At 41.4% G+C, this 18,771-nt stretch carries 21 protein-coding genes; 18 read left to right on the forward strand and 3 right to left on the reverse strand.

Annotated elements, in window-relative coordinates; translation table 11 throughout:
• Positions 1 to 18: 18 nt before the first annotated feature.
• The 7 genes from ASU1_RS01980 (at position 19) to ASU1_RS02010 (ending at position 6,720) form a co-directional block, all read left to right on the forward strand.
• Complete coding sequence (locus tag ASU1_RS01980; RefSeq protein ID WP_005601277.1) at positions 19 to 1,182, forward strand: 8-amino-7-oxononanoate synthase; 1,164 nt, start codon at positions 19 to 21, stop codon at positions 1,180 to 1,182.
• A gap of 9 nt (positions 1,183 to 1,191) precedes the next feature.
• On the forward strand, positions 1,192 to 1,851 hold the full coding sequence (locus ASU1_RS01985) for a DUF452 family protein (RefSeq protein ID WP_005601275.1): 660 nt from the start codon (positions 1,192 to 1,194) through the stop codon (positions 1,849 to 1,851).
• Positions 1,839 to 2,609: a malonyl-ACP O-methyltransferase BioC gene (gene bioC / locus ASU1_RS01990; protein WP_005601273.1), complete on the forward strand. Its 771-nt coding sequence runs from the start codon at positions 1,839 to 1,841 to the stop codon at positions 2,607 to 2,609. The genes ASU1_RS01985 and bioC overlap by 13 nt, the downstream gene beginning before the upstream one ends.
• A complete protein-coding gene (gene bioD, locus ASU1_RS01995; RefSeq protein ID WP_005604607.1) occupies positions 2,609 to 3,253 on the forward strand; it encodes a dethiobiotin synthase in 645 nt (214 codons plus the stop codon). Before bioC ends, bioD begins: the two co-directional genes overlap by 1 nt.
• Positions 3,243 to 3,785, forward strand: a complete 543-nt coding sequence (smrB, locus tag ASU1_RS02000; protein ID WP_005597623.1) for an endonuclease SmrB — start codon at positions 3,243 to 3,245, stop codon at positions 3,783 to 3,785. Before bioD ends, smrB begins: the two co-directional genes overlap by 11 nt.
• Before the next feature lie 115 nt (positions 3,786 to 3,900).
• Positions 3,901 to 4,764, forward strand: coding sequence for a membrane protein (locus ASU1_RS02005; protein ID WP_005597621.1), 864 nt, complete (start codon positions 3,901 to 3,903; stop codon positions 4,762 to 4,764).
• Between the two features lie 105 nt (positions 4,765 to 4,869).
• Positions 4,870 to 6,720 (forward strand): ATP-binding protein, encoded by a 1,851-nt coding sequence (locus ASU1_RS02010; RefSeq protein WP_039194928.1) that lies wholly within the window; start codon positions 4,870 to 4,872, stop codon positions 6,718 to 6,720.
• A 19-nt stretch (positions 6,721 to 6,739) separates the two neighbouring features.
• Here ASU1_RS02010 and ASU1_RS02015 read toward each other — a convergent pair whose 3' ends face one another.
• Both ASU1_RS02015 and ASU1_RS02020 read right to left on the reverse strand, forming a co-directional pair.
• The gene (locus ASU1_RS02015; protein WP_005604606.1) at positions 6,740 to 7,303 is read right to left on the reverse strand and encodes a methylated-DNA--[protein]-cysteine S-methyltransferase; all 564 of its coding nucleotides are present in this window, start codon (positions 7,301 to 7,303) and stop codon (positions 6,740 to 6,742) included.
• 85 nt (positions 7,304 to 7,388) lie between these two features.
• Positions 7,389 to 8,780, reverse strand: coding sequence for a porin (locus tag ASU1_RS02020; RefSeq protein ID WP_039194929.1), 1,392 nt, complete (start codon positions 8,778 to 8,780; stop codon positions 7,389 to 7,391).
• Between the two features lie 489 nt (positions 8,781 to 9,269).
• On the opposite strand from ASU1_RS02020, the gene ASU1_RS02025 reads away from it, so the two are divergent.
• From ASU1_RS02025 to ASU1_RS12110, 11 genes are all read left to right on the forward strand, one after another.
• A complete protein-coding gene (locus tag ASU1_RS02025; protein WP_005597614.1) occupies positions 9,270 to 9,722 on the forward strand; it encodes an Rrf2 family transcriptional regulator in 453 nt (150 codons plus the stop codon).
• A 54-nt stretch (positions 9,723 to 9,776) separates the two neighbouring features.
• A complete protein-coding gene (locus ASU1_RS02030; RefSeq protein WP_005612282.1) occupies positions 9,777 to 11,003 on the forward strand; it encodes an IscS subfamily cysteine desulfurase in 1,227 nt (408 codons plus the stop codon).
• Between the two features lie 132 nt (positions 11,004 to 11,135).
• Complete coding sequence (iscU, locus tag ASU1_RS02035; RefSeq protein ID WP_005597611.1) at positions 11,136 to 11,519, forward strand: Fe-S cluster assembly scaffold IscU; 384 nt, start codon at positions 11,136 to 11,138, stop codon at positions 11,517 to 11,519.
• Positions 11,520 to 11,660: 141 nt separating this feature from the next.
• On the forward strand, positions 11,661 to 11,984 hold the full coding sequence (gene iscA, locus ASU1_RS02040; protein ID WP_005597607.1) for an iron-sulfur cluster assembly protein IscA: 324 nt from the start codon (positions 11,661 to 11,663) through the stop codon (positions 11,982 to 11,984).
• 9 nt (positions 11,985 to 11,993) lie between these two features.
• The gene (hscB, locus tag ASU1_RS02045; RefSeq protein WP_005597605.1) at positions 11,994 to 12,515 is read left to right on the forward strand and encodes a Fe-S protein assembly co-chaperone HscB; all 522 of its coding nucleotides are present in this window, start codon (positions 11,994 to 11,996) and stop codon (positions 12,513 to 12,515) included.
• 47 nt (positions 12,516 to 12,562) lie between these two features.
• Positions 12,563 to 13,015, forward strand: coding sequence for a DMT family transporter (locus ASU1_RS02050; protein ID WP_005612279.1), 453 nt, complete (start codon positions 12,563 to 12,565; stop codon positions 13,013 to 13,015).
• Positions 13,016 to 13,042: 27 nt separating this feature from the next.
• Positions 13,043 to 13,675 carry a DUF2625 family protein gene (locus ASU1_RS02055; protein WP_005597602.1) on the forward strand — a complete coding sequence of 211 codons (633 nt, stop codon included), beginning with the start codon at positions 13,043 to 13,045 and terminating at the stop codon, positions 13,673 to 13,675.
• A 118-nt stretch (positions 13,676 to 13,793) separates the two neighbouring features.
• On the forward strand, positions 13,794 to 15,647 hold the full coding sequence (hscA, locus tag ASU1_RS02060) for a Fe-S protein assembly chaperone HscA (protein ID WP_039194930.1): 1,854 nt from the start codon (positions 13,794 to 13,796) through the stop codon (positions 15,645 to 15,647).
• A gap of 120 nt (positions 15,648 to 15,767) precedes the next feature.
• A complete protein-coding gene (fdx, locus tag ASU1_RS02065; protein WP_012478457.1) occupies positions 15,768 to 16,109 on the forward strand; it encodes an ISC system 2Fe-2S type ferredoxin in 342 nt (113 codons plus the stop codon).
• Positions 16,109 to 16,303, forward strand: a complete 195-nt coding sequence (iscX, locus tag ASU1_RS02070; RefSeq protein WP_005619222.1) for a Fe-S cluster assembly protein IscX — start codon at positions 16,109 to 16,111, stop codon at positions 16,301 to 16,303. Before fdx ends, iscX begins: the two co-directional genes overlap by 1 nt.
• An 806-nt stretch (positions 16,304 to 17,109) precedes the next feature.
• Positions 17,110 to 17,220, forward strand: a complete 111-nt coding sequence (locus ASU1_RS12110) for an IS3 family transposase (RefSeq protein WP_080512808.1) — start codon at positions 17,110 to 17,112, stop codon at positions 17,218 to 17,220.
• A 107-nt stretch (positions 17,221 to 17,327) separates the two neighbouring features.
• Here ASU1_RS12110 and ASU1_RS02075 read toward each other — a convergent pair whose 3' ends face one another.
• A complete protein-coding gene (locus ASU1_RS02075; RefSeq protein WP_005601256.1) occupies positions 17,328 to 18,743 on the reverse strand; it encodes a surface lipoprotein assembly modifier in 1,416 nt (471 codons plus the stop codon).
• Between the last annotated feature and the right edge of the window lie 28 nt (positions 18,744 to 18,771).

The following is an 18,771-nucleotide window of genomic DNA, read 5'->3' on the forward strand; positions in this document are numbered from 1 at the left end:
ACATTTTACGGAGGTTTTATGAATGTATTCGAACAAAAGTTAGCGGAATTAACGCAAGCCGGTTTAAAGCGAGCGTTACCGCCGATTCAACACGATGGGAAGTGGATTATTGCCGATAATCGTCGAATGCTAAATTTTTCTTCAAACGATTATTTGGGGCTAGCTTCAGATCAGCTCTTACAAAAACAATTTTTGCAAAAAATCAATGAAAATGAACCGCTTGTTACCCCGCTTACCTCATCTTCTTCGCGTCTGCTAACCGGTAATTTCCCGATTTACCGAGATTTTGAACAGCTGATTGCCAACCGTTTTCAGCGAGAAGCGGCTTTGTTATTTAACAGCGGTTATCATGCCAATATCGGTATTTTGCCGGCGTTATCGGATAAAAATACCCTCATTCTTGCCGATAAGTTAGTACACGCCAGTTTGATTGACGGTATCCGTTTAGCCGGCGTGTCTTTTTATCGTTATCAACATAATAACCTCGAACATTTAACTCAATTACTCAGCAAATATGCTGCACAGTTTGAGCGAATTATCATTGTGACCGAAAGTATTTTTAGTATGGACGGCGATATTGCGCCTTTGGCTGAACTCGTGGCATTAAAAAAGGCCTTTGCCAGCCAGTGTCACATTATGCTGTATGTGGATGAAGCGCACGCAATCGGGGCATACGGAGAACAGGGATTAGGCATGGCGGAAGTATTAGGCTGTATCGATGAGATCGATTTTTTAGTCGGTACGTTCGGTAAAGCATTGGCTTCGATGGGGGCTTATTTAGTGTGCGATCAAGTGATTAAGGAATACTTAATCAACACGATGCGTCCGCTGATTTTTTCAACGGCATTACCGCCACTAAATGTCGCGTGGACGGCATTTTTATTTGAGCGGTTACCCGAATTTCAACCTAAACGACAGCATTTAGCGCATCTCAGTGAGAAGCTAAAACAAGCGGTACAGCAGAAAAATAGTTATCCGCTACAAACGCAAAGTTGCATTATTCCGTTTATCGTGGGAGAAAACGAACAAGCGGTACAAAAAGCCAAAACATTGCAACAACAAGGTTTTTATTGCTTGCCGATTCGCCCGCCGACAGTACCGAAAGGTACGGCTCGTATCCGACTATCCTTAACCGCAGATGTAACCACAGAAGAATTAGATCGCTTAATTGCTTGTTTATAAGGAGACAAAGTGAAAACAAAATTAATTTCAACTCAACAAGCCAATTTGATTATTTATTTTGCCGGTTGGGGCACACCGGCATCAGTCGTCTCACATTTAGCGTTGCCGAACGGTTATGACTTATTGATTTGTTATGATTACCAAGATTTAAACTTTCCTGCTTTTGATTTTAGCCGTTACCAAACCGTCCGCTTAGTGGCGTGGTCGATGGGTGTTTGGGTGGCGGAAAAGGTATTGCCGGAGATTAATTTGGCTTCTGCGACAGCAATTAACGGTACGCTTTTTCCTAAACACGACTTGTGGGGCATTCCGCTACAGATATTTGACGGCACATTACAAACATTAAATGCAGAAAATCGCTTGAAGTTTGAACGCCGAATGTGTGGTGATAAACAGTTGTTAAATGTTTACCTCGCATTACCCGAACAGCGTTCGCTTGCTGAAATTCATCATGAACTTGAGGTATTGAATACGGCAATCGAGGCAAATCTTGTTACGCCGAAGCTACATTGGACGAATGTCATTATTGGCGAGAAAGATCGTATTTTTTCAGCACAAAATCAGCTAGCTTTTTGGCAAGATAAAAAGGTGCGTATGACACACCTATCTAAAGGTGAGCATTATCTCTGGCAACATTTTTCTGAGTGGGAACAATTATGGCAGAGTTAGATAAGCCATTGATTGCACAACGTTTTGCAGCCCATATCACGGAATATGATGAGCATGCGATCGCTCAACAACAGATTAATCGACAATTGGTAAATTTGCTTGCCCAAACGAATAAACAATGTTTTCGGCGAGTGTTGGAAATCGGTTGTGGTACGGGCGATTTAACTCAGCATTTAATGCGTGAATATCAAGTGGAACATTTGGCCGTCAATGATCTGAGTAATGTCTATCAAGATTGCGTCGTGCAAAAAATTGGCGAAAATCGACCGCTTATTTCCTTTAAATTTATAGCCGGCGATGCGGAACATTTAGCCTTTGATGGACAATTTGATTTGATCAGTTCTGCGTCCGCAGTACAGTGGTTTGAACAGCCGCAAACTTTTGTTTCGCAAGCCGCGAAGCTGTTACAGCCAAATGGTGTTTTGCTATTTAATAGTTTTACAACGGAAAATTTGGCGGAAATTCGTGAACTAACGGGTGTCGGTCTGACTTACCCAAGCCCAGCAGATTGGCATTTTTGGTTAAGTAAAGACTTTACCCAGTTACAGATTATGCAACGGCAGATTCGTTTAACCTTTGCTTCACCGCTTGCCGTGTTGCAACACCTGCGGAAAACCGGGGTAACGGCAATTAGTACGCAAACCTGGACACGCAAAAAGTTGATGGAATTTAGTGAACAATATCAAGCGCAATTTAGCTGTGAACAAGGCGTTTATTTGACTTATGCGCCTATTTTTATTTTGGGAGTGAAAAAATAATGGGCAAAATCATTTTTGTATCAGGTATTGATACCGATATTGGTAAAACGATCGCCACCGGCTTTTATGCTAAACGCTTGATGGAACAAGGCTATTCGGTAATCACTCAAAAGATGATTCAAACCGGCTGTGAGGGGATTTCCAGCGATATTTTGCAACACCGTCAAATGCAGAATCTGCCACTCACGGAAGAAGATAAAGAGGGTATTACTTGTCCTTATCTTTTTCGCTATCCTTGTTCGCCGCATTTGGCAGCGGAAATGGAAAATATCACGATTGATACGCATAAAATTGCCGAAGCCAGCCGATTATTAGCCGAAAAATATGATTATGTTTTGTTAGAGGGAGCAGGCGGTTTAGCTGTGCCTTATGATAACCGACATACCACGCTTGATTATATTGCGGAGCAGCAATTACCGTTGATTTTAGTGACTTCCGGCAGATTAGGTTCGATTAATCATACCTTGCTCAGTTTAATGGCGTGCCAACAAAAACAGATTCCGTTAGTCAGTTTGATCTATAATAGTTATCCACCAACAGACGAAATTATTCAGCAAAGTACGCTAAACTATTTAAGAGAGTGTATTGAACGCAATTTCCCGGAAGCGGAATTTTTAGTAATGGACAAACAGCATGTTAGATAACGAAGATTTTGCACTTTTCCAAGAAGCGGTAAAAGGCACGAAAAAAATTAAACAAGACACTTTTGTGCCGAAAACTGCGCCTCGTAAAAAAGTTAATGAATTACGAGAGTTACAAGAACAAAAAGACACCGAATTTTTCTTCTCCGATGAATATGAACCGTTATTACGAGAAGAAAATGAGAAAATCAAATATTTGCGTGCGGATATTGACCCGTATATTTTAAAACAACTACGTCGTGGCGATTTTCAGCCGGAGCTTTTTTTGGATTTGCACGGTTTAACCCGTGAACAAGCAAAAAAAGAATTAGCGGCACTGATTTTGGCGTGCGAGAGAGAACAAGTTTATTGTGCCAGCATTATGACTGGTTTTGGCACCCGTACTTTAAAAGATCAAATTCCCCGTTGGTTGGTGCAACACCCTAAAATCATCGCTTTACACCAAGCGCCAAGAGAGTGGGGCGGTGATGCGGCAATTTTGATTTTGGTAGAACAAATCGAAAGTCCGGAAAGACGTTTATTTGAACGTAAATAGAGCATAACAAGCGGTCGTATTTTTGCAAAATTTTGCACAGATCCGACCGCTTGATCTATCTATCTCATAAGGAAGTTTGTAGAATGCGAAGCTTTGTTTATAAAGGAGAATTTTTATGTTAGAACTTGTGATCGCTATTTTATGTAGCGTCTCGGTCGGTGTGCTGATTAAGGTTGCACGCCAAAAGCAAATTGCCATTGATCAAAGTATCGCAGTGAACTATATCGTCACGACTTCGATGACTTATTTTTTACTGAATCCGGATTTTAAAGGGCAAACTGTAGTCGATATTGTGGCGAATAACCCTTCGTCTTATCTGTTTTTTGCATTAGGTTTCTTATTACCAACCATTTTCCTGATTCAAGCCAAATCACTTGAATTTGCTGGCATTATTCGTACCGATGCGGCACAACGTCTTTCGCTGTTTTTACCGATTTTGGCGGCATTTACCATTTTCGGTGAGCAAATTACCCAAAATAAATTGATTGCATTGGTATTAGCCTTTATTGCATTAGGATGTTTGCTCTGGAAGACTCATCATGGTATGGGTAAAGGCGGTAAAATTGCAATTGTGAGTTTAGCTTGCGTATGGTTAGGCTATGGAATGACCGATACCTTGTTTAAACAAATTGCCAAATCCGGCTCGGCTTTTCCGGTAACGCTGTTTATCGCCTTTGTCTTTGCCGGCTGTTTAATGTTTGTTTATTTATTGCTTAAACGTACGCAATGGCACGTGCCGAGCGTAGCTGTCGGTTTAGTGTTGGGCGTATTGAATTTCTGCAATATTTTATTCTACATTAAAGCACACCAAGTGATGAAAGATGATCCGACATTAGTGTTTACCGGTATGAACCTCGGCGTGATTTGTTTAGGCACATTTATCGGCGCGTTAGTTTTTAAAGAAAAAATTAATAAAATTAACTACTTAGGTGTCTTTATTGCAATTATTGCGATTATCTGTTTATTTTATTGGAAATAATCCGATTTGAATCAATAATCAAAACTATTCAGATACACAGTTTAAGCTATAATAAATCCTTTCTATTTTTAAACGATAGAAAGGATTTTCTTTTAAGGGGGAACAATGAAGGCGATCAAACAATGCAGCCAGAGTTATGTAAATTGGGTATTGCGCTTGGGGAGAGGAAAGGCTGCCCTGTTGGGATTCTTTGTATTGGCCAGCTGTGCCATTGTCGCACAAAGTCTTTTAACCTATCTGTTTACGGGCGGTATTTTAGCGCAAGATATTTTACGTTCGATTTCTTTCGGATTGATTTCCGCACCTTTTGTCATTTATTTCTTCAATCTGATTGTCGAGAAATTGGAAAAGTCTAGAATCCAGCTTGAGCAGAGCGTTTATGATCTCGGTATTTTGCGGGAACAAGACGCTTTTTTAAATGCAACTTTAGAAAAGAATAACCGTGATAAAAGCGTGTTAATGGCAACGATTAGCCATGAATTACGCACCCCGTTAAACGGTATTATCGGGTTAAGTCGAATCTTACTGGAAGGCGAATTGACCGATCAACAACGTGAATATCTAAAAACGATTAATATCAGTGCGGTTTCGCTGGGGCATATCTTTAGCGATATTATCGATTTGGAAAAAATTGACAGCCGTCGAGTCGAGTTGTTTAGAAAAGAAATCGAATTCTCGCAACTGATTAGCGATATTAGTAATTTCGGCAATTTAATGGCGGAACAAAATAAAATTAAATTTCATATCGATTACTCGGATGATTTACCGAATTTTATCTATGTGGATAACGCCCGTTTAAGCCAAATACTGTGGAATTTGGTCAGCAATGCGGTCAAATTTACTCCGGCTGGCGGCGATATTTATTTAAGCGTGAAACGGATTGATAACGATCATTTCAGCTTCAGCTTGAAAGATACCGGCATCGGTATTCCGAAACACGAACAACGCAAAGTGTTTGCAATGTTCTATCAAGCGGAAAATTCTCAGGAAAGAAAAGCGCAAGGCAGCGGTATCGGTTTGGCGATTTCAAAACGTATCGCAAAATTAATGGGCGGTGATTTAACCCTACGCAGTGAAATGGGCAAAGGTTCAACTTTTACCTTGACTATTCAGGCGGATCCGGTCGAAGCGAAAAAATCGGTGAAAATCAACGCGCACGCGTTAAAAGTCTTATTGGTGGAAGATATTGAAGTGAATGTGGTTGTCGCGCGTGCCATGTTAGAGAAATTCGGCTGTGATGTGGATGTCGCAATGACCGGCGCACAAGCGTTTGAGTTATTTGAACGGAACAGCTACGACTTGATTTTACTGGATATTCAATTACCGGATATGACCGGCTTTGATATTGCACAACGATTACGCGAACGTTATGAAAACGAAGAGGTGGATTATTTACCATTGTTAGTGGCATTAACCGCAAATATTATGCAAACCAAAGAGGAATATCAGCAACAGGGTATGGACGACGTGTTGCGTAAACCGCTTTCGTTGGAAGCATTATCCGAATGCCTAAATCATTATTTTAACAGTGATTTTTCGGAAAAAACCGCTGAAATTCCACCGCTTGTCGAAACGGAAGAAACGCTCAACCTACCGTATGATCGTAAAATTTTATCGGAATTTATTGAGGTAATGGGGGCGAAAGCGGTATTGGCGAACTTTGCATTATTCGCCAAATTAATGCCGGAGTATTTGGCTAATCTACAACATTATCTGACCGAATGGCAGGCAACCGATTCGCCGGAAATGCGCAAATGTACGGCGGATGAAGCGCATAAAATCAAAGGCGCATTGGCTTCGGTCAGCTTGAAACGCTTACAAGAAGTCGCACAACTTGCGCAGAGCGATAACGGAGAAGTGTGGGAACAGCATATCGCACAATGGGTGTTCCAAATCGCTCAACAGTGGCAAGCGGATTTAGCATTAGCGGAAAATTGGGTAAAAGAAAATTACTAATCGAAAGGGGATAACGTATTTAGGCTTTATCCCATTTTTTATGTTTCGGATTGACGAATTCAATCCCTTTATCTTTAAAATGAATTCCTTCGAGTGCCAATAGATAGCGTTTAGCCGGTAAGCCGCCGCCAAAGCCGGTCAAAGTTTGGCTCTTGCCTAATACGCGGTGGCAAGGCACGATAATTGAAATCGGATTGCGCCCGACCGCACCGCCTACCGCTCGCATTGCATTCGGTTTACCGAGTTGTCGTGCGATTTCACCGTAACTGGTGGTTTTGCCGTAAGGAATGGTTAATAAAATCTGCCAGACGGATTTCTGAAATTCGGTACCTTGCGGTGCCAGAAAATCCAAATGTCTAAACTCCAATTTCTCACCGGCAAAATAGCGGTCTAAAATATCGCGCGTTTTGCAAAAAATTTCGAAAATTTGACCGCTTGTTTCGTTAGCTTCTTGCCATTTTTGCGCATCGCTTGTGAGCTGTTCTTGCTCAAACTCAATGCCGATTAAACCTTTATCATTGGCAATCAATAACAGCTTGCCGACCGGTGAATCGTAATATTGATAGTAAATCGTTGATTTCATTATTTCTCCTTAAAGTAAATAAAAAGGCGTGTAATCAGTTTACACGCCTTTGGCATCTTCGTAATTTCCTATTTTGAGTTAGGCGTTAGAATTTGTAGTTAAGATTTAAGCCGTAGAGATTCCCGCGAGCTTTAATTTTAAATGCCGTACCTTTTTCGTCAAAGCTGTTTGCCGTACCGCGTAGGAACGCATAACCGGCATCCACCGAAAGCGCAGGGGTTACACGATAGGTTGCACCCACCGAATACCACATACGGTTTGTATCCGGAATCGAAATTGACGGATGATTGGTACTTGCGTTTTCATCATAAGCGATACCCGCACGTAATGTTAATGGCTCGGATACATCATAAGATACGCCTAGTGCATAACGACTCGCATCCGAGAAATCTTCTTGTTTGTGTAAGTAATGTTCGCCTTTAGTGCTGTAAGCATCTAACGTTTTTAAACGGCTCCATTCGGTACGTTTCCAGCTATATTGAACCGCTAAGCGGTCGGTTAATTTATGGAAACCCGATAATTCCCAGAATGCCGGTAAATTAAGTGTTAATTTACCCGGAAACTCTTGACCGGCTGTTGGGAATGCAACGATAGAACTTCCTGTTGCAGCAGAAATACCGTTACTGTAATGACCTTTAAATTTCACATCTACAGGAGAGTGGTATGCTAAACCCCAGCGGTGATTTTCATTCAACTCGTAAACTAAACCGGCATTCCAACCTAATGACCATTCATCGCCACTGACACGAGCTACTTCTGTTGAACGTTTATAAGAGGATAATAAATTACCTAAAGCTTGATATTGGTTTGCTGTGGCGGTTAATGCTTGCGCTTGAGCGGTTAAACCCGCTGCGTTTGCTTTTGCAGCCGCCGCTCTTGCTTGTGCTGCCCCTGCCTTAGCTCGAGCTGCACCTGCTTCGACATTATCACCTAAATGACGAATAAATTCCGCTTTAGAGTAAACAACATTTAAACCTGCACCAATGCTAAAACCGTAACCTAATTTATAAGCGCCGCTTAGGTTGAAGTTATGCGCTTGTAATTCGGTATTACCGCCTAATGAACCTGCGGCGAAATCGGTCGGATATTTTGTTTTTAAACCGTAATTTACGTTATAACCTAAACCGAATGAGAAATCATCATTCACCGGTAATACGAAATATATATTAGGAATCGGTGCGGTTGGTACGACATTACCTGCATAAGCTTGATTACCGTTTGAAGTGATTCCGCGAACGGTCAAATCTGTATCAACGAGCACGCCACCGGCTGAAATTTCAGGGCGTTTGAATTTAGTCATTAACGCCGGGTTATTTGCTACTACGGACGCATTGTCCGCAACCGCCGCATTACCTGCGTACGCCATACCGAGTCCTGACGTTGAAACTTCCGCAAGTTGGAATAAAGAAGCCGATACACCGCCGGCAGATAAAGTTAAGAGTGAAGCAATAAGAGTTTTATTAAATGTGTGATTCATTAGGTATCCTTTTAAATAAAAAAATAGCCGTATAAAAGGCCATTTTTGTGAACTGTCGTTCATATTTTTATGATTGCTAAAAAGCAAAACGCGGGCGATTCTACGTAGGGATAACAAGGTGAGCAAGTGTATTTACTTAAAAAAGTAGGAGTTCCGACCAGTAGGCGGAATACCTCTTTCCGTTTATAAGGCTATCGGGTCGATATGAGAACTAAAACGGCAATAGATTGTACGTTATATCAATTTCTTCGGCTTTAGTCGGGATTATTATTTTATGAGCTTTAAAAATCATTTATAATTGTAAAGTTATTGATTTAAAAAAATGCAAACTATTCTTTTATGTTATCAATAAGGATTATTAATAATCTTTATCATTTATAAAACCTTTCAGTGTGATAAGTGTAAAATTCTTGACTGTAACAGTCAGGTATATCAAAATTCACACCGTAAATCGATTACTATTTCCTTATTAAAAGAGGGACAAAAATTATGAAATTAACGTCAAGAGGGCGTTATGCGGTAACTGCGATTCTAGATATTGCGTTACACGGAAAGTCTTTGCCGGTAAGCCTTGCCGATATTTCGGAACGTCAAGCGATTTCATTGTCGTATTTGGAACAATTATTTGCTCAATTACGTCGCGAAGGAATCGTGCATAGCGTGAGAGGTCCGGGCGGCGGTTATCAACTCGGTAAGCAACCTGAAGAGATTAGTGTGGGGATGATTATTGCGGCGGTGAATGAAAATCTCGACGTAACCAAATGTAAAGGTAGCGGCAACTGTAGCAAAAACTCTCAGTGCTTAACCCATCATTTATGGGAACGTTTAGAAGAACAAATCGGTGTGTTTTTAAATACGATTACTTTAGCGGAACTTGTTGAAGAACATTCGGATCACGATTGTGAAAAAGAACATTGCCACGATCATTCACACAAACATTAATTGCAACAATTTCAATAAAAACGGCCGCTTATTTAAAGCGAGTTAGGAGTAACAATGTCAGTTAAATTACCTATCTATTTAGATTATGCAGCAACTACGCCGATGGACGAGCGTGTTGCGCAAAAAATGATGCAATATATGACCAAAGACGGTATCTTTGGTAACCCGGCTTCACGTTCGCATAAATTCGGTTGGGAAGCGGAAGAAGCGGTAGATGTTGCACGTAACCATATTGCGGATTTAATCGGCGCGGACAGCCGTGAAATCGTATTTACTTCAGGTGCGACGGAGTCGGATAATCTTGCGATCAAAGGTGCGGCGCATTTTTACCAAACTAAAGGTAAACATATCATCACGGTTAAAACCGAACACAAAGCGGTATTGGATACTTGCCGTCAGTTAGAGCGTGAAGGTTTTGAAGTAACTTACTTAGATCCGGAAGAAGACGGTATTTTAGATTTAGCGAAATTAGAAGCGGCGATTCGTCCGGACACCATTTTAATTTCCGTGATGCACGTAAATAACGAAATGGGTGTTATCCAAGACATCAAAGCAATCGGTGAAATCTGCCGTGCGAAAAAAATCATTTTCCACGTGGATGCAACGCAATCGGTCGGTAAAGTGCCGGTAAACGTACAAGAATTAAAAGTGGATTTAATGTCTTTCTCAAGCCACAAATTATACGGACCAAAAGGTATCGGCGGCTTATATGTATGCCGTAAACCACGTGTTCGTATCGAAGCGATTATTCACGGTGGTGGTCACGAGCGTGGTATGCGTTCAGGTACATTACCTGTACACCAAATCGTAGGTATGGGCGAAGCATATCGTATCGCTAAAGAAGAAATGGCAACAGAAATGCCTCGCTTACGTGCATTACGTGACCGTTTATACAACGGCTTCAAAGATATCGAAGAAGTGTATGTAAACGGTTCAATGGAAGAAGGTAAACGTGTAGATTCAAACTTAAATATCAGCTTCAACTTCGTTGAAGGCGAATCATTAATGATGGCGTTACGTGATATTGCGGTTTCATCAGGTTCAGCGTGTACATCGGCAAGTTTAGAGCCTTCATACGTATTACGCGCAATCGGTCGTGACGATGAATTGGCACACAGCTCGATTCGTTTCACTTTAGGTCGTTGGACAACCGAAGAAGAAATCGACTACACCATCGAGCTTGTGAAAAAAGCAATCGTAAAACTTCGTGAGCTTTCTCCACTTTGGGAAATGTTTAAAGAAGGTGTGGATCTATCAAAAATCGAGTGGAATCACCACTAATCAGTAGAAATATTGCAATGCATTTGCGTTGTTGAACCGCCTTGCCGTACTGATTGTACTGTCTGCGGCGGTTCGCCTAGCAACTGCAAACAATATTTTACTGATAACAGAATTTAACAGAAGGAATACAAAATGGCATACAGCGAAAAAGTAATTGACCATTACGAGAACCCACGTAACGTAGGGACATTTGATAAAGAAGCGGCGGATATCGGTACCGGTATGGTAGGTGCGCCGGCTTGCGGTGATATTTTACGTTTACAAATTAAAGTGAACGATCAGGGTATTATTGAAGACGCACGCTTTAAAGCGTACGGTTGCGGTTCTGCAATCGCATCAAGTTCTTTAATCACCGAATGGGTGAAAGGTAAATCTTTAGAAGAAGCGGGCGCAATTAAAAACAGCGACATCGCAGAAGAATTGGAATTACCACCGGTAAAAGTTCACTGTTCAATTCTTGCGGAAGACGCAATTAAAGCAGCGATTGCCGATTATAAAGAAAAACAAGCTAAATAATAATTAACTTCGAATAACACGGAAAGCACGAAAACAAGCGGTTGTTTTTTCGCAAAATTTTGCAAAATCAACTTTTTCGTGTATTTCCGTGTTTTCTGTGGTAAAGATCGCTTTCATTTAACAGATTAAAAAGGATAACTTATGGCAATTACATTAACCGAAACAGCAGCAAATCGAGTTCGTACATTCTTAGAAAACCGTGGTAAAGGGATCGGTTTACGTTTAGGTGTGAAAACGTCGGGCTGTTCGGGACTGGCTTATGTGCTTGAGTTTGTTGATGTGTTAAATGAGGATGATCATGTCTTTGAACAACACGGCGTAAAAGTGATTGTAGATGAAAAAAGCCTGACTTATTTAGACGGTACCGAATTGGATTTCGTCAAAGAAGGTTTAAACGAAGGTTTTAAATATAACAATCCGAATGTGAAAGATTCTTGCGGCTGTGGTGAAAGTTTTAACGTATAGAGATAAACAATGAATAATCCTTTTGCACTATTTGATTTACCGGTTCAATTTGAATTGGATAACGCGCTACTTTCCGAACGCTATTTGGCATTGCAAAGACAACTGCATCCGGATAATTTTGCGAACGGTTCTTCAACGGAACAATTAGCGGCGGTACAAAAATCGGCAGATATAAATTCAGCGTTACAAACGCTTAAAGATCCGATTCTACGTGCGGAAGCAATAATTGAAATTCATACCGGCGAAGCAAAAAATCTCGAAGAAAAAAGTATGCGAGATATCGAGTTCTTAATGCAACAGATGGAGTGGCATGAGAAACTGGAAACAATAGAGCATCGTCATGATGAAGCTGAATTAACCGCCTTTCTAAAGCAAATTAAAACCGAACAGAAAGCCGTTTTAGAGCAACTGCAACAAACGCTGGAAGCGCAACAATGGCAACAAGCCAATGGGCTGACCGATCGCTTACGCTATTTTAAAAAGCTGATTATTCAAATCGAAAAAGTTGAAGAAAAATTCTTTGATATGTAGCGGTATCAGCCGGATACAAGCGGTCTGATTTTAAGAGAATTTTGCAAATGGCTTTACCCTATATTTTATTGGCACTGGTCGCCGGTTCCGCTCTGGCAAGCCAAGCGGCAATTAATAGCCGATTAGCGCAGGCAATGCTCGGGCAACCTTTGGTAGCAGCGGCAATTTCGTTTGCAACGGGGACGATTGCGTTATTGTTATTCTGTTTTTGGAAAACGGATTTAAGCGGTGCGTTACAACAGCTTCCGTCACAGCCGATTTGGAAATTGCTCGGCGGTATTTTAGGCGCCGGGTTCGTCTTTACTACGGTATTTTTAGCACCTAAAATCGGCATTACCAATATGCTGTTTTTTATTATTGTCGGACAGCTGGTCACAGGGGCGATTATTGACCATTTCGGTTTGTTCGGAATGGCGGTTCGTCCTTTCCAATTAAATCAGTTAATCGGCTTATTAACGGTTGCTTGCGGTTTGGGGATTTATTTCTTAGCCCGAAAATAAGCGGTCGAATTTAAAGGAAATTTTGCAATGAAAGCATTAGAAGAATTATTAGATAAGCAATCGGCGTGGCTCATTTTAAGAGATTGGTTTACGCAAGCAAAAAATCATTATGAAATTTTAGCGAGCTATCCGGAAGACGCCGGTGCGGCGTTAGTCGGAATGCAGCTTTCGACGCGTTCGCCGATGGGCGCAATCGTGTATGAGACCGGCGGTATTTTTATTGATCACGGCTGGTTACGTATTTTAGGCTCAGGTAACGAAAAGTTACCGAGAGGATTATTCGACTGGAATTTCGGAAAAACCTTTAAACAATCGGGCGAACAACCGAGCCATTTATTAGTGGCGGACGATGCAATCGGCGGTTATTTTGCGATTAATGCCGGCGGCTTAGGCGATAAAGTCGGACAGGTCTATTATCACAACCCGAAAACCCAAAAATGGGAACCGTTAAATTTAGGTTATTCGGAATTTCTCGGCTGGGCGTTAGCCGGTGATTTAACCGATTTTTATAAAGACTTACGCTGGGAAAACTGGCAAACGGATATTGCGAATTTACAAGGTTATCAAGTATTAGAATTAGAAAGTAAAATCGCCGTCCCGATCGAACGCCACTACCAAGGCGTATTCGCACCGGAAAATATGGGCTATTCGGTCGCATAATTTTATCACTCTCTCCCACAGGGGGAGAGAGTGCAGTAAGTACTCGTTTTTGAATTAGATCTTGAGCGGAATTTGGTAGAGTTAAAACATAATATTATATAAAGAGAGATAAAAAATAATGGCATTACTTCAAATTGCTGAGCCGGGGCAGACGGCTGCGCCGCATCAGCATCGTTTAGCCGTCGGTATTGACCTTGGTACAACCAATTCATTGGTGGCAAGTGTACGTAGCGGGCAAACGCAGGTGTTGTTAGATGATCAGGAACGTGCGTTAGTGCCGTCAGTCGTTCACTACGGCGAACAACAAAAAACGGTTGGGATTGAAGCATTTACACAGGCGAGTCTCGATCCGCAAAATACGGTCATTTCGGCGAAACGCTTAATCGGTCGCTCGCTTGCAGACGTACAAACACGTTATCCGGATTTGCCTTATCAATTTATTGCCAGCGATAACGGCTTGCCACTTATTCAAACCAAGCAAGGTAATAAAAGCCCGGTTGAAGTGTCGGCGGATATTTTAAGCCACTTAAATCGCTTTGCCGAACAACGTTTAGGCGGGGAATTATCCGGTGTGGTCATTACCGTGCCGGCGTATTTTGACGATGCACAACGCCAAAGCACTAAAGATGCGGCACGTCTTGCCGGTTTAAACGTATTACGTTTATTAAATGAACCGACGGCAGCGGCGATTGCTTACGGTTTGGATAGCGGACAAGAAGGCGTGATTGCGGTCTATGACTTAGGCGGCGGCACTTTCGATATTTCGATTTTGCGCTTAAGTCGCGGTGTATTTGAAGTGTTGGCGACCGGCGGCGATACCGCACTTGGCGGCGATGACTTCGACCATTTACTCGCAGATTGGATTGCACAACAGGCAAATTACAAACCGCAAAATGCTAACGAACAGCGTAAGTTATTAACCCTTGCCACCCAAACTAAAGTAGCACTTTCACAAGCGGTCGAAACCGAAGTGAAATTTGCAAATTGGCAAGGCACGGTAAGCCGTGAGCAATTTAACGAGTTAATTCAACCGTTAGTTAAGCGTTCATTGATGACCTGTCGCCGTGCGTTAAAAGATGCCGGCGTGGAAGGCGAAGAAATCCGTGAAGTAGTGATGGTGGGCGGTTCGACTCGAGTGCCGTTTGTACGTGAACAAGTCGGTGAGTTTTTCGGTAAGCAGCCTTTAACTTCGATTGATCCGGATAAAGTTGTGGCATTAGGGGCGGCGATTCAAGCAGATATTTTAGTCGGTAATAAACCGGACAGCGAAATGCTGCTGTTAGACGTGGTACCGCTTTCTCTCGGTATCGAAACGATGGGCGGTTTAGTTGAGAAAATTATTCCGCGTAACACGACGATTCCGGTTGCACGTGCGCAAGAATTTACTACCGCGAAAGACGGTCAAACCGCAATGAGCGTACATGTGTTACAAGGCGAACGTGAGTTGGTCGAAGATTGTCGTTCACTCGGTCGCTTTACGTTACGAGGCATTCCGCCGATGGTTGCCGGTGCGGCGACGATTCGTGTTACTTATCAAGTGGATGCGGACGGTTTGCTCAGCGTAACGGCAATGGAAAAATCGACTAAAGTGCAGGCTTCGATTCAAATTAAACCGTCTTACGGTTTAACTGACGAAGAAGTTACACAAATGATTAAATCTTCAATGACCAATGCCAAAGAAGATATGGAAGCCCGCCAACTTGCCGAACAGCGAGTTGAAGCGGACAGAACGATTGATACGGTTATTTCGGCATTACAACAAGACGGTGCGGAAGTATTAAGCGTTGAGGAGTTTAAATTAATTGAAGCGGAAATCGCAAAACTGATTCAATTAAAACAAGGGACGGATCGACAAGCGATTGCCCAAGGGGTAAAAGATTTAGATCTCGCCACACAAACATTTGCTGCGAAGCGAATGAATTTATCAATCCAAAAAGCATTAGCGGGTAAAGCCGTTGATGAGATTATTTAGTTTTTATCACTGAAAATACGGAATACTCGGAAAATAGTATTTGCAAAGAATCGGCAAAATCCGACCGCTTGCATTAATTGATTTCCGTGTCTTTCGATGGTAAATCAAAGAGAGGATATTATGCCAAAAGTTGTTTTTCTTCCGCATGAAGAGTTCTGCCCGGAAGGTATGGTGATTGAAGCGCAAACCGGCGACAATTTATTAGAGTTAGCACACAATGCAGGTGTTGAAATTCACCATGCTTGTGACGGTTCTTGTGCGTGTACCACTTGCCATGTGGTAATTCGTGAAGGATTTGATTCATTAAATGAAACGACCGATCAAGAAGAAGATATGCTAGATAAAGCATGGGGTCTGGAAATGGACAGCCGTTTAAGTTGCCAATGTGTAGTCGGCGAGGAAGACTTAGTGGTAGAGATTCCGAAATATAACTTAAATCATGCAAATGAGGCGACGCACTAATGAAATGGTCTGATACACGCATGATTGCGGAAAATCTCTATGATATGAATCCGGATTTAGATCCGACGACGGTTCGTTTTACCGATATGCACAAATGGATCTGCGAAATGGACGATTTTGATGATGATCCGGAAGCGTCAAACGAACAGGTTCTTGAGGCTATCTTGACTATTTGGCTTGAAGAATACAAATAATCTGTAAAAACCTAAAGCGAAAGTTTTAGTTTTTGTTCGCAACTACTTATATTTTTGCATCTGTTTTGCTTGGCATTAGTTGGTTTAAGGTTTTTCGTGAAAAGTGCTTAGATGGCAGAGAATCATCTTTTGGGTAGCTTGAATTACCTAAAATATTGAGATCAAAGATAAAAAAGAAACAGATTTACGTGCCTGAACCAACAGATTTATCACTACACGCCTTTAAAAAAATAACAACGTGAGCTTGCGATTTCCCGCTATGAGATTGCTTACTTAAAAGGTTGAAGGGCTTGACTGCCAAAAACGACAGCAGAAAAAGGAACCGCCATTCATGCCCTAAAAAAGCACATTCATTAAATGATTTATTGCAAGTGGCTCAAATGGTCAGCTCCCCCTTTTATTATCAAGAGGTTAAACGAAATTATTCTGAAGAAAAAGCAGTGATGTTGAGAGAATAGCGGGATGGTTATCGTGCTTTAACTCTAAAATTGCGTCAAATCGGTGTTAGATTAAATCATACAACTATCTTGAAGCTGAGGAATGTCCAGCAAGATCTATTCTATTGTTCGCAAGAAAAACTTTATTTTTCATTAGCTAATTGAGAAATTATCTCTTATCAGATTGCGACATGTCCCAAATTCCCGATGGTTAAAAAGATGCTAGAACAAGGGCTGAGTCAATTAAAAGCCACGGATGGTCCGATTATTCATTATGCTCAAGGTGTAATGGTACAGCGGCGTGGCGAAATATGTTAGAAGGAAAAGTTATCCAGAGCATGAGTCGATAGCTGTTATAATAATGCGCTAATTGAAGGTTTCTTTGGGATTTTGAAATCAGAATGCTTTTACCATCGCAGTTATACATCGATAGTAGCGCCACAGACCGAGTTGGAAGAATATTTAGTGTATTATTACTAAACTGGATTTAAAAGGACTGGGCCCTGCTCAATCCCGAGGCTCAGCCTTTATAGTTTATTAATCTGTTCAACTTTTTGGGGCAAATCATATCGTTTTTAATTATTAGATTAAAAACGACTTTCGATGATTAGATTCGCATTTTTATCCGTGTAAGCATATAGGCTTGGTAAGTTGCTATGATGTTTAGCATAGCCAAGTTGCAGTTTGGGTGTAAGCCCTAACCAATGCCAATCTCGTTTCCAAAGGGTAAGATTAATGCTGTTCACACGGTCATGGCGAATTTTACCTAGATTAAGTTTGCCACCCAGCACCGCAGTGTCTTTATAATGTCTGTCGGTGTAAGCAAGGGTCAGGCGGCTTGATAATCCAAGTGTTTGCCATTCCTGCTGCCAGCCGAAACGTAAGCTTTTGGTATCAGAACTATGTTGTTTCAATACGGTTTTATCTCGGTTGAAATCGGTACCAATAAAGAAAAACTGTTGCGGATTACGTAGCCAGAGTAGGGTAGCTGAAGCAAGTTTATAGCTGCCATTGTAAATGTGCTGGTCGAAATAGCGTTTTTTCCCATACTCGAATGCAGTAGCAAGTTGCCAGTGAATAGAAAGCCAATATGCATGTTCTAGCCTTAATCCGTTTGTCCAGCGTTCTGATTGATGATGTTTCCAGCGTTTTTCATAAAATGGCAATACGCGGGTGGTTTGGTGTGACTTTTTGTAAGCATAGCCAAACAAAGCGCGATTGGTGATTTCATCGTAGTCATGATTATCCCAATAAAGTTCCCCCTGCGTTTGATTATCGAAACTAAGGTAATGCGAGCCAAGTAGGTTAAAATCTCTTTGTAGTCCAAAAGAATAGTGAATTCCGTGCGCAGTTTGTGGTAACAGGTTAGGCTGTTTCACATAGCCGGTATGCTCAATTTCAGTTTGTTTGGATGTGTTATTGATATTACCATCCCGTACATAGTGGGCAGAGAAATTGAACTTCCAAGCTTGTTTTTTCTCCAGATATTGCTGATACTGTTCAATCAGTTGCTGCACTTTATAAGGTAGGTTTTTGGCACTTTTAGCTTTATCGAATTGTTCACTTGCCGCATTCGTTTGTTGATCATGTAGTAATGCAATTGCCAGTTCAATTCGTACGGTATTTAGTTCAGGTTGTTTAGCAAGAATAGTGCGAAACTCTCGAATAGCTTGTGAATAATTTCCTTTAAGTAGCGCGATTTTACCTTGAGCATAGCGCAATAAAATTGGGTCAATTTGGTTAAAATCTTGATAAATTATCACCAGTTTTTCCATATTAGTGAGCTGGCGAGTATAGATAGCTTGGCTGAGTAATTTTTCGGTTAATGCCTGATTAGCACGTAATTCAGCTTCGTTAAAAATGTGGCGAGACGATTGTTCCACTGCAAGCTGTAAGGGTGCCGATGTTGGTTTAGCGATATGTTCTATTTGGCTAGGTGTACTATTGGGATCTTGAGCAAAGAGTAATGTCGGAAAAAAAAACAGTAATGGAAATTTCTTCATTTCTTATCCTTAGAAAAAGAAAAGGGCT

The sequence above is a fragment of the Actinobacillus suis ATCC 33415 genome, assembly GCF_000739435.1.
Lineage (GTDB): Bacteria > Pseudomonadota > Gammaproteobacteria > Enterobacterales > Pasteurellaceae > Actinobacillus > Actinobacillus suis.

What these genes read in the sequence shown, in the direction of transcription:
- ASU1_RS01980 (WP_005601277.1), top strand. Translation starts at nt 19, where the DNA reads ATGAATGTATTCGAACAAAAGTTAGCGGAATTAACGCAAGCCGGTTTA.
- bioC (WP_005601273.1), top strand. Translation starts at nt 1,839, where the DNA reads ATGGCAGAGTTAGATAAGCCATTGATTGCACAACGTTTTGCAGCCCAT.
- bioD (WP_005604607.1), top strand. Translation starts at nt 2,609, where the DNA reads ATGGGCAAAATCATTTTTGTATCAGGTATTGATACCGATATTGGTAAA.
- smrB (WP_005597623.1), top strand. Translation starts at nt 3,243, where the DNA reads ATGTTAGATAACGAAGATTTTGCACTTTTCCAAGAAGCGGTAAAAGGC.
- ASU1_RS02005 (WP_005597621.1), top strand. Translation starts at nt 3,901, where the DNA reads ATGTTAGAACTTGTGATCGCTATTTTATGTAGCGTCTCGGTCGGTGTG.
- ASU1_RS02010 (WP_039194928.1), top strand. Translation starts at nt 4,870, where the DNA reads ATGAAGGCGATCAAACAATGCAGCCAGAGTTATGTAAATTGGGTATTG.
- ASU1_RS02015 (WP_005604606.1), bottom strand. Translation starts at nt 7,303, where the DNA reads ATGAAATCAACGATTTACTATCAATATTACGATTCACCGGTCGGCAAG.
- ASU1_RS02020 (WP_039194929.1), bottom strand. Translation starts at nt 8,780, where the DNA reads ATGAATCACACATTTAATAAAACTCTTATTGCTTCACTCTTAACTTTA.
- ASU1_RS02025 (WP_005597614.1), top strand. Translation starts at nt 9,270, where the DNA reads ATGAAATTAACGTCAAGAGGGCGTTATGCGGTAACTGCGATTCTAGAT.
- ASU1_RS02030 (WP_005612282.1), top strand. Translation starts at nt 9,777, where the DNA reads ATGTCAGTTAAATTACCTATCTATTTAGATTATGCAGCAACTACGCCG.
- iscU (WP_005597611.1), top strand. Translation starts at nt 11,136, where the DNA reads ATGGCATACAGCGAAAAAGTAATTGACCATTACGAGAACCCACGTAAC.
- iscA (WP_005597607.1), top strand. Translation starts at nt 11,661, where the DNA reads ATGGCAATTACATTAACCGAAACAGCAGCAAATCGAGTTCGTACATTC.
- hscB (WP_005597605.1), top strand. Translation starts at nt 11,994, where the DNA reads ATGAATAATCCTTTTGCACTATTTGATTTACCGGTTCAATTTGAATTG.
- ASU1_RS02050 (WP_005612279.1), top strand. Translation starts at nt 12,563, where the DNA reads ATGGCTTTACCCTATATTTTATTGGCACTGGTCGCCGGTTCCGCTCTG.
- ASU1_RS02055 (WP_005597602.1), top strand. Translation starts at nt 13,043, where the DNA reads ATGAAAGCATTAGAAGAATTATTAGATAAGCAATCGGCGTGGCTCATT.
- hscA (WP_039194930.1), top strand. Translation starts at nt 13,794, where the DNA reads ATGGCATTACTTCAAATTGCTGAGCCGGGGCAGACGGCTGCGCCGCAT.
- fdx (WP_012478457.1), top strand. Translation starts at nt 15,768, where the DNA reads ATGCCAAAAGTTGTTTTTCTTCCGCATGAAGAGTTCTGCCCGGAAGGT.
- iscX (WP_005619222.1), top strand. Translation starts at nt 16,109, where the DNA reads ATGAAATGGTCTGATACACGCATGATTGCGGAAAATCTCTATGATATG.
- ASU1_RS02075 (WP_005601256.1), bottom strand. Translation starts at nt 18,743, where the DNA reads ATGAAGAAATTTCCATTACTGTTTTTTTTTCCGACATTACTCTTTGCT.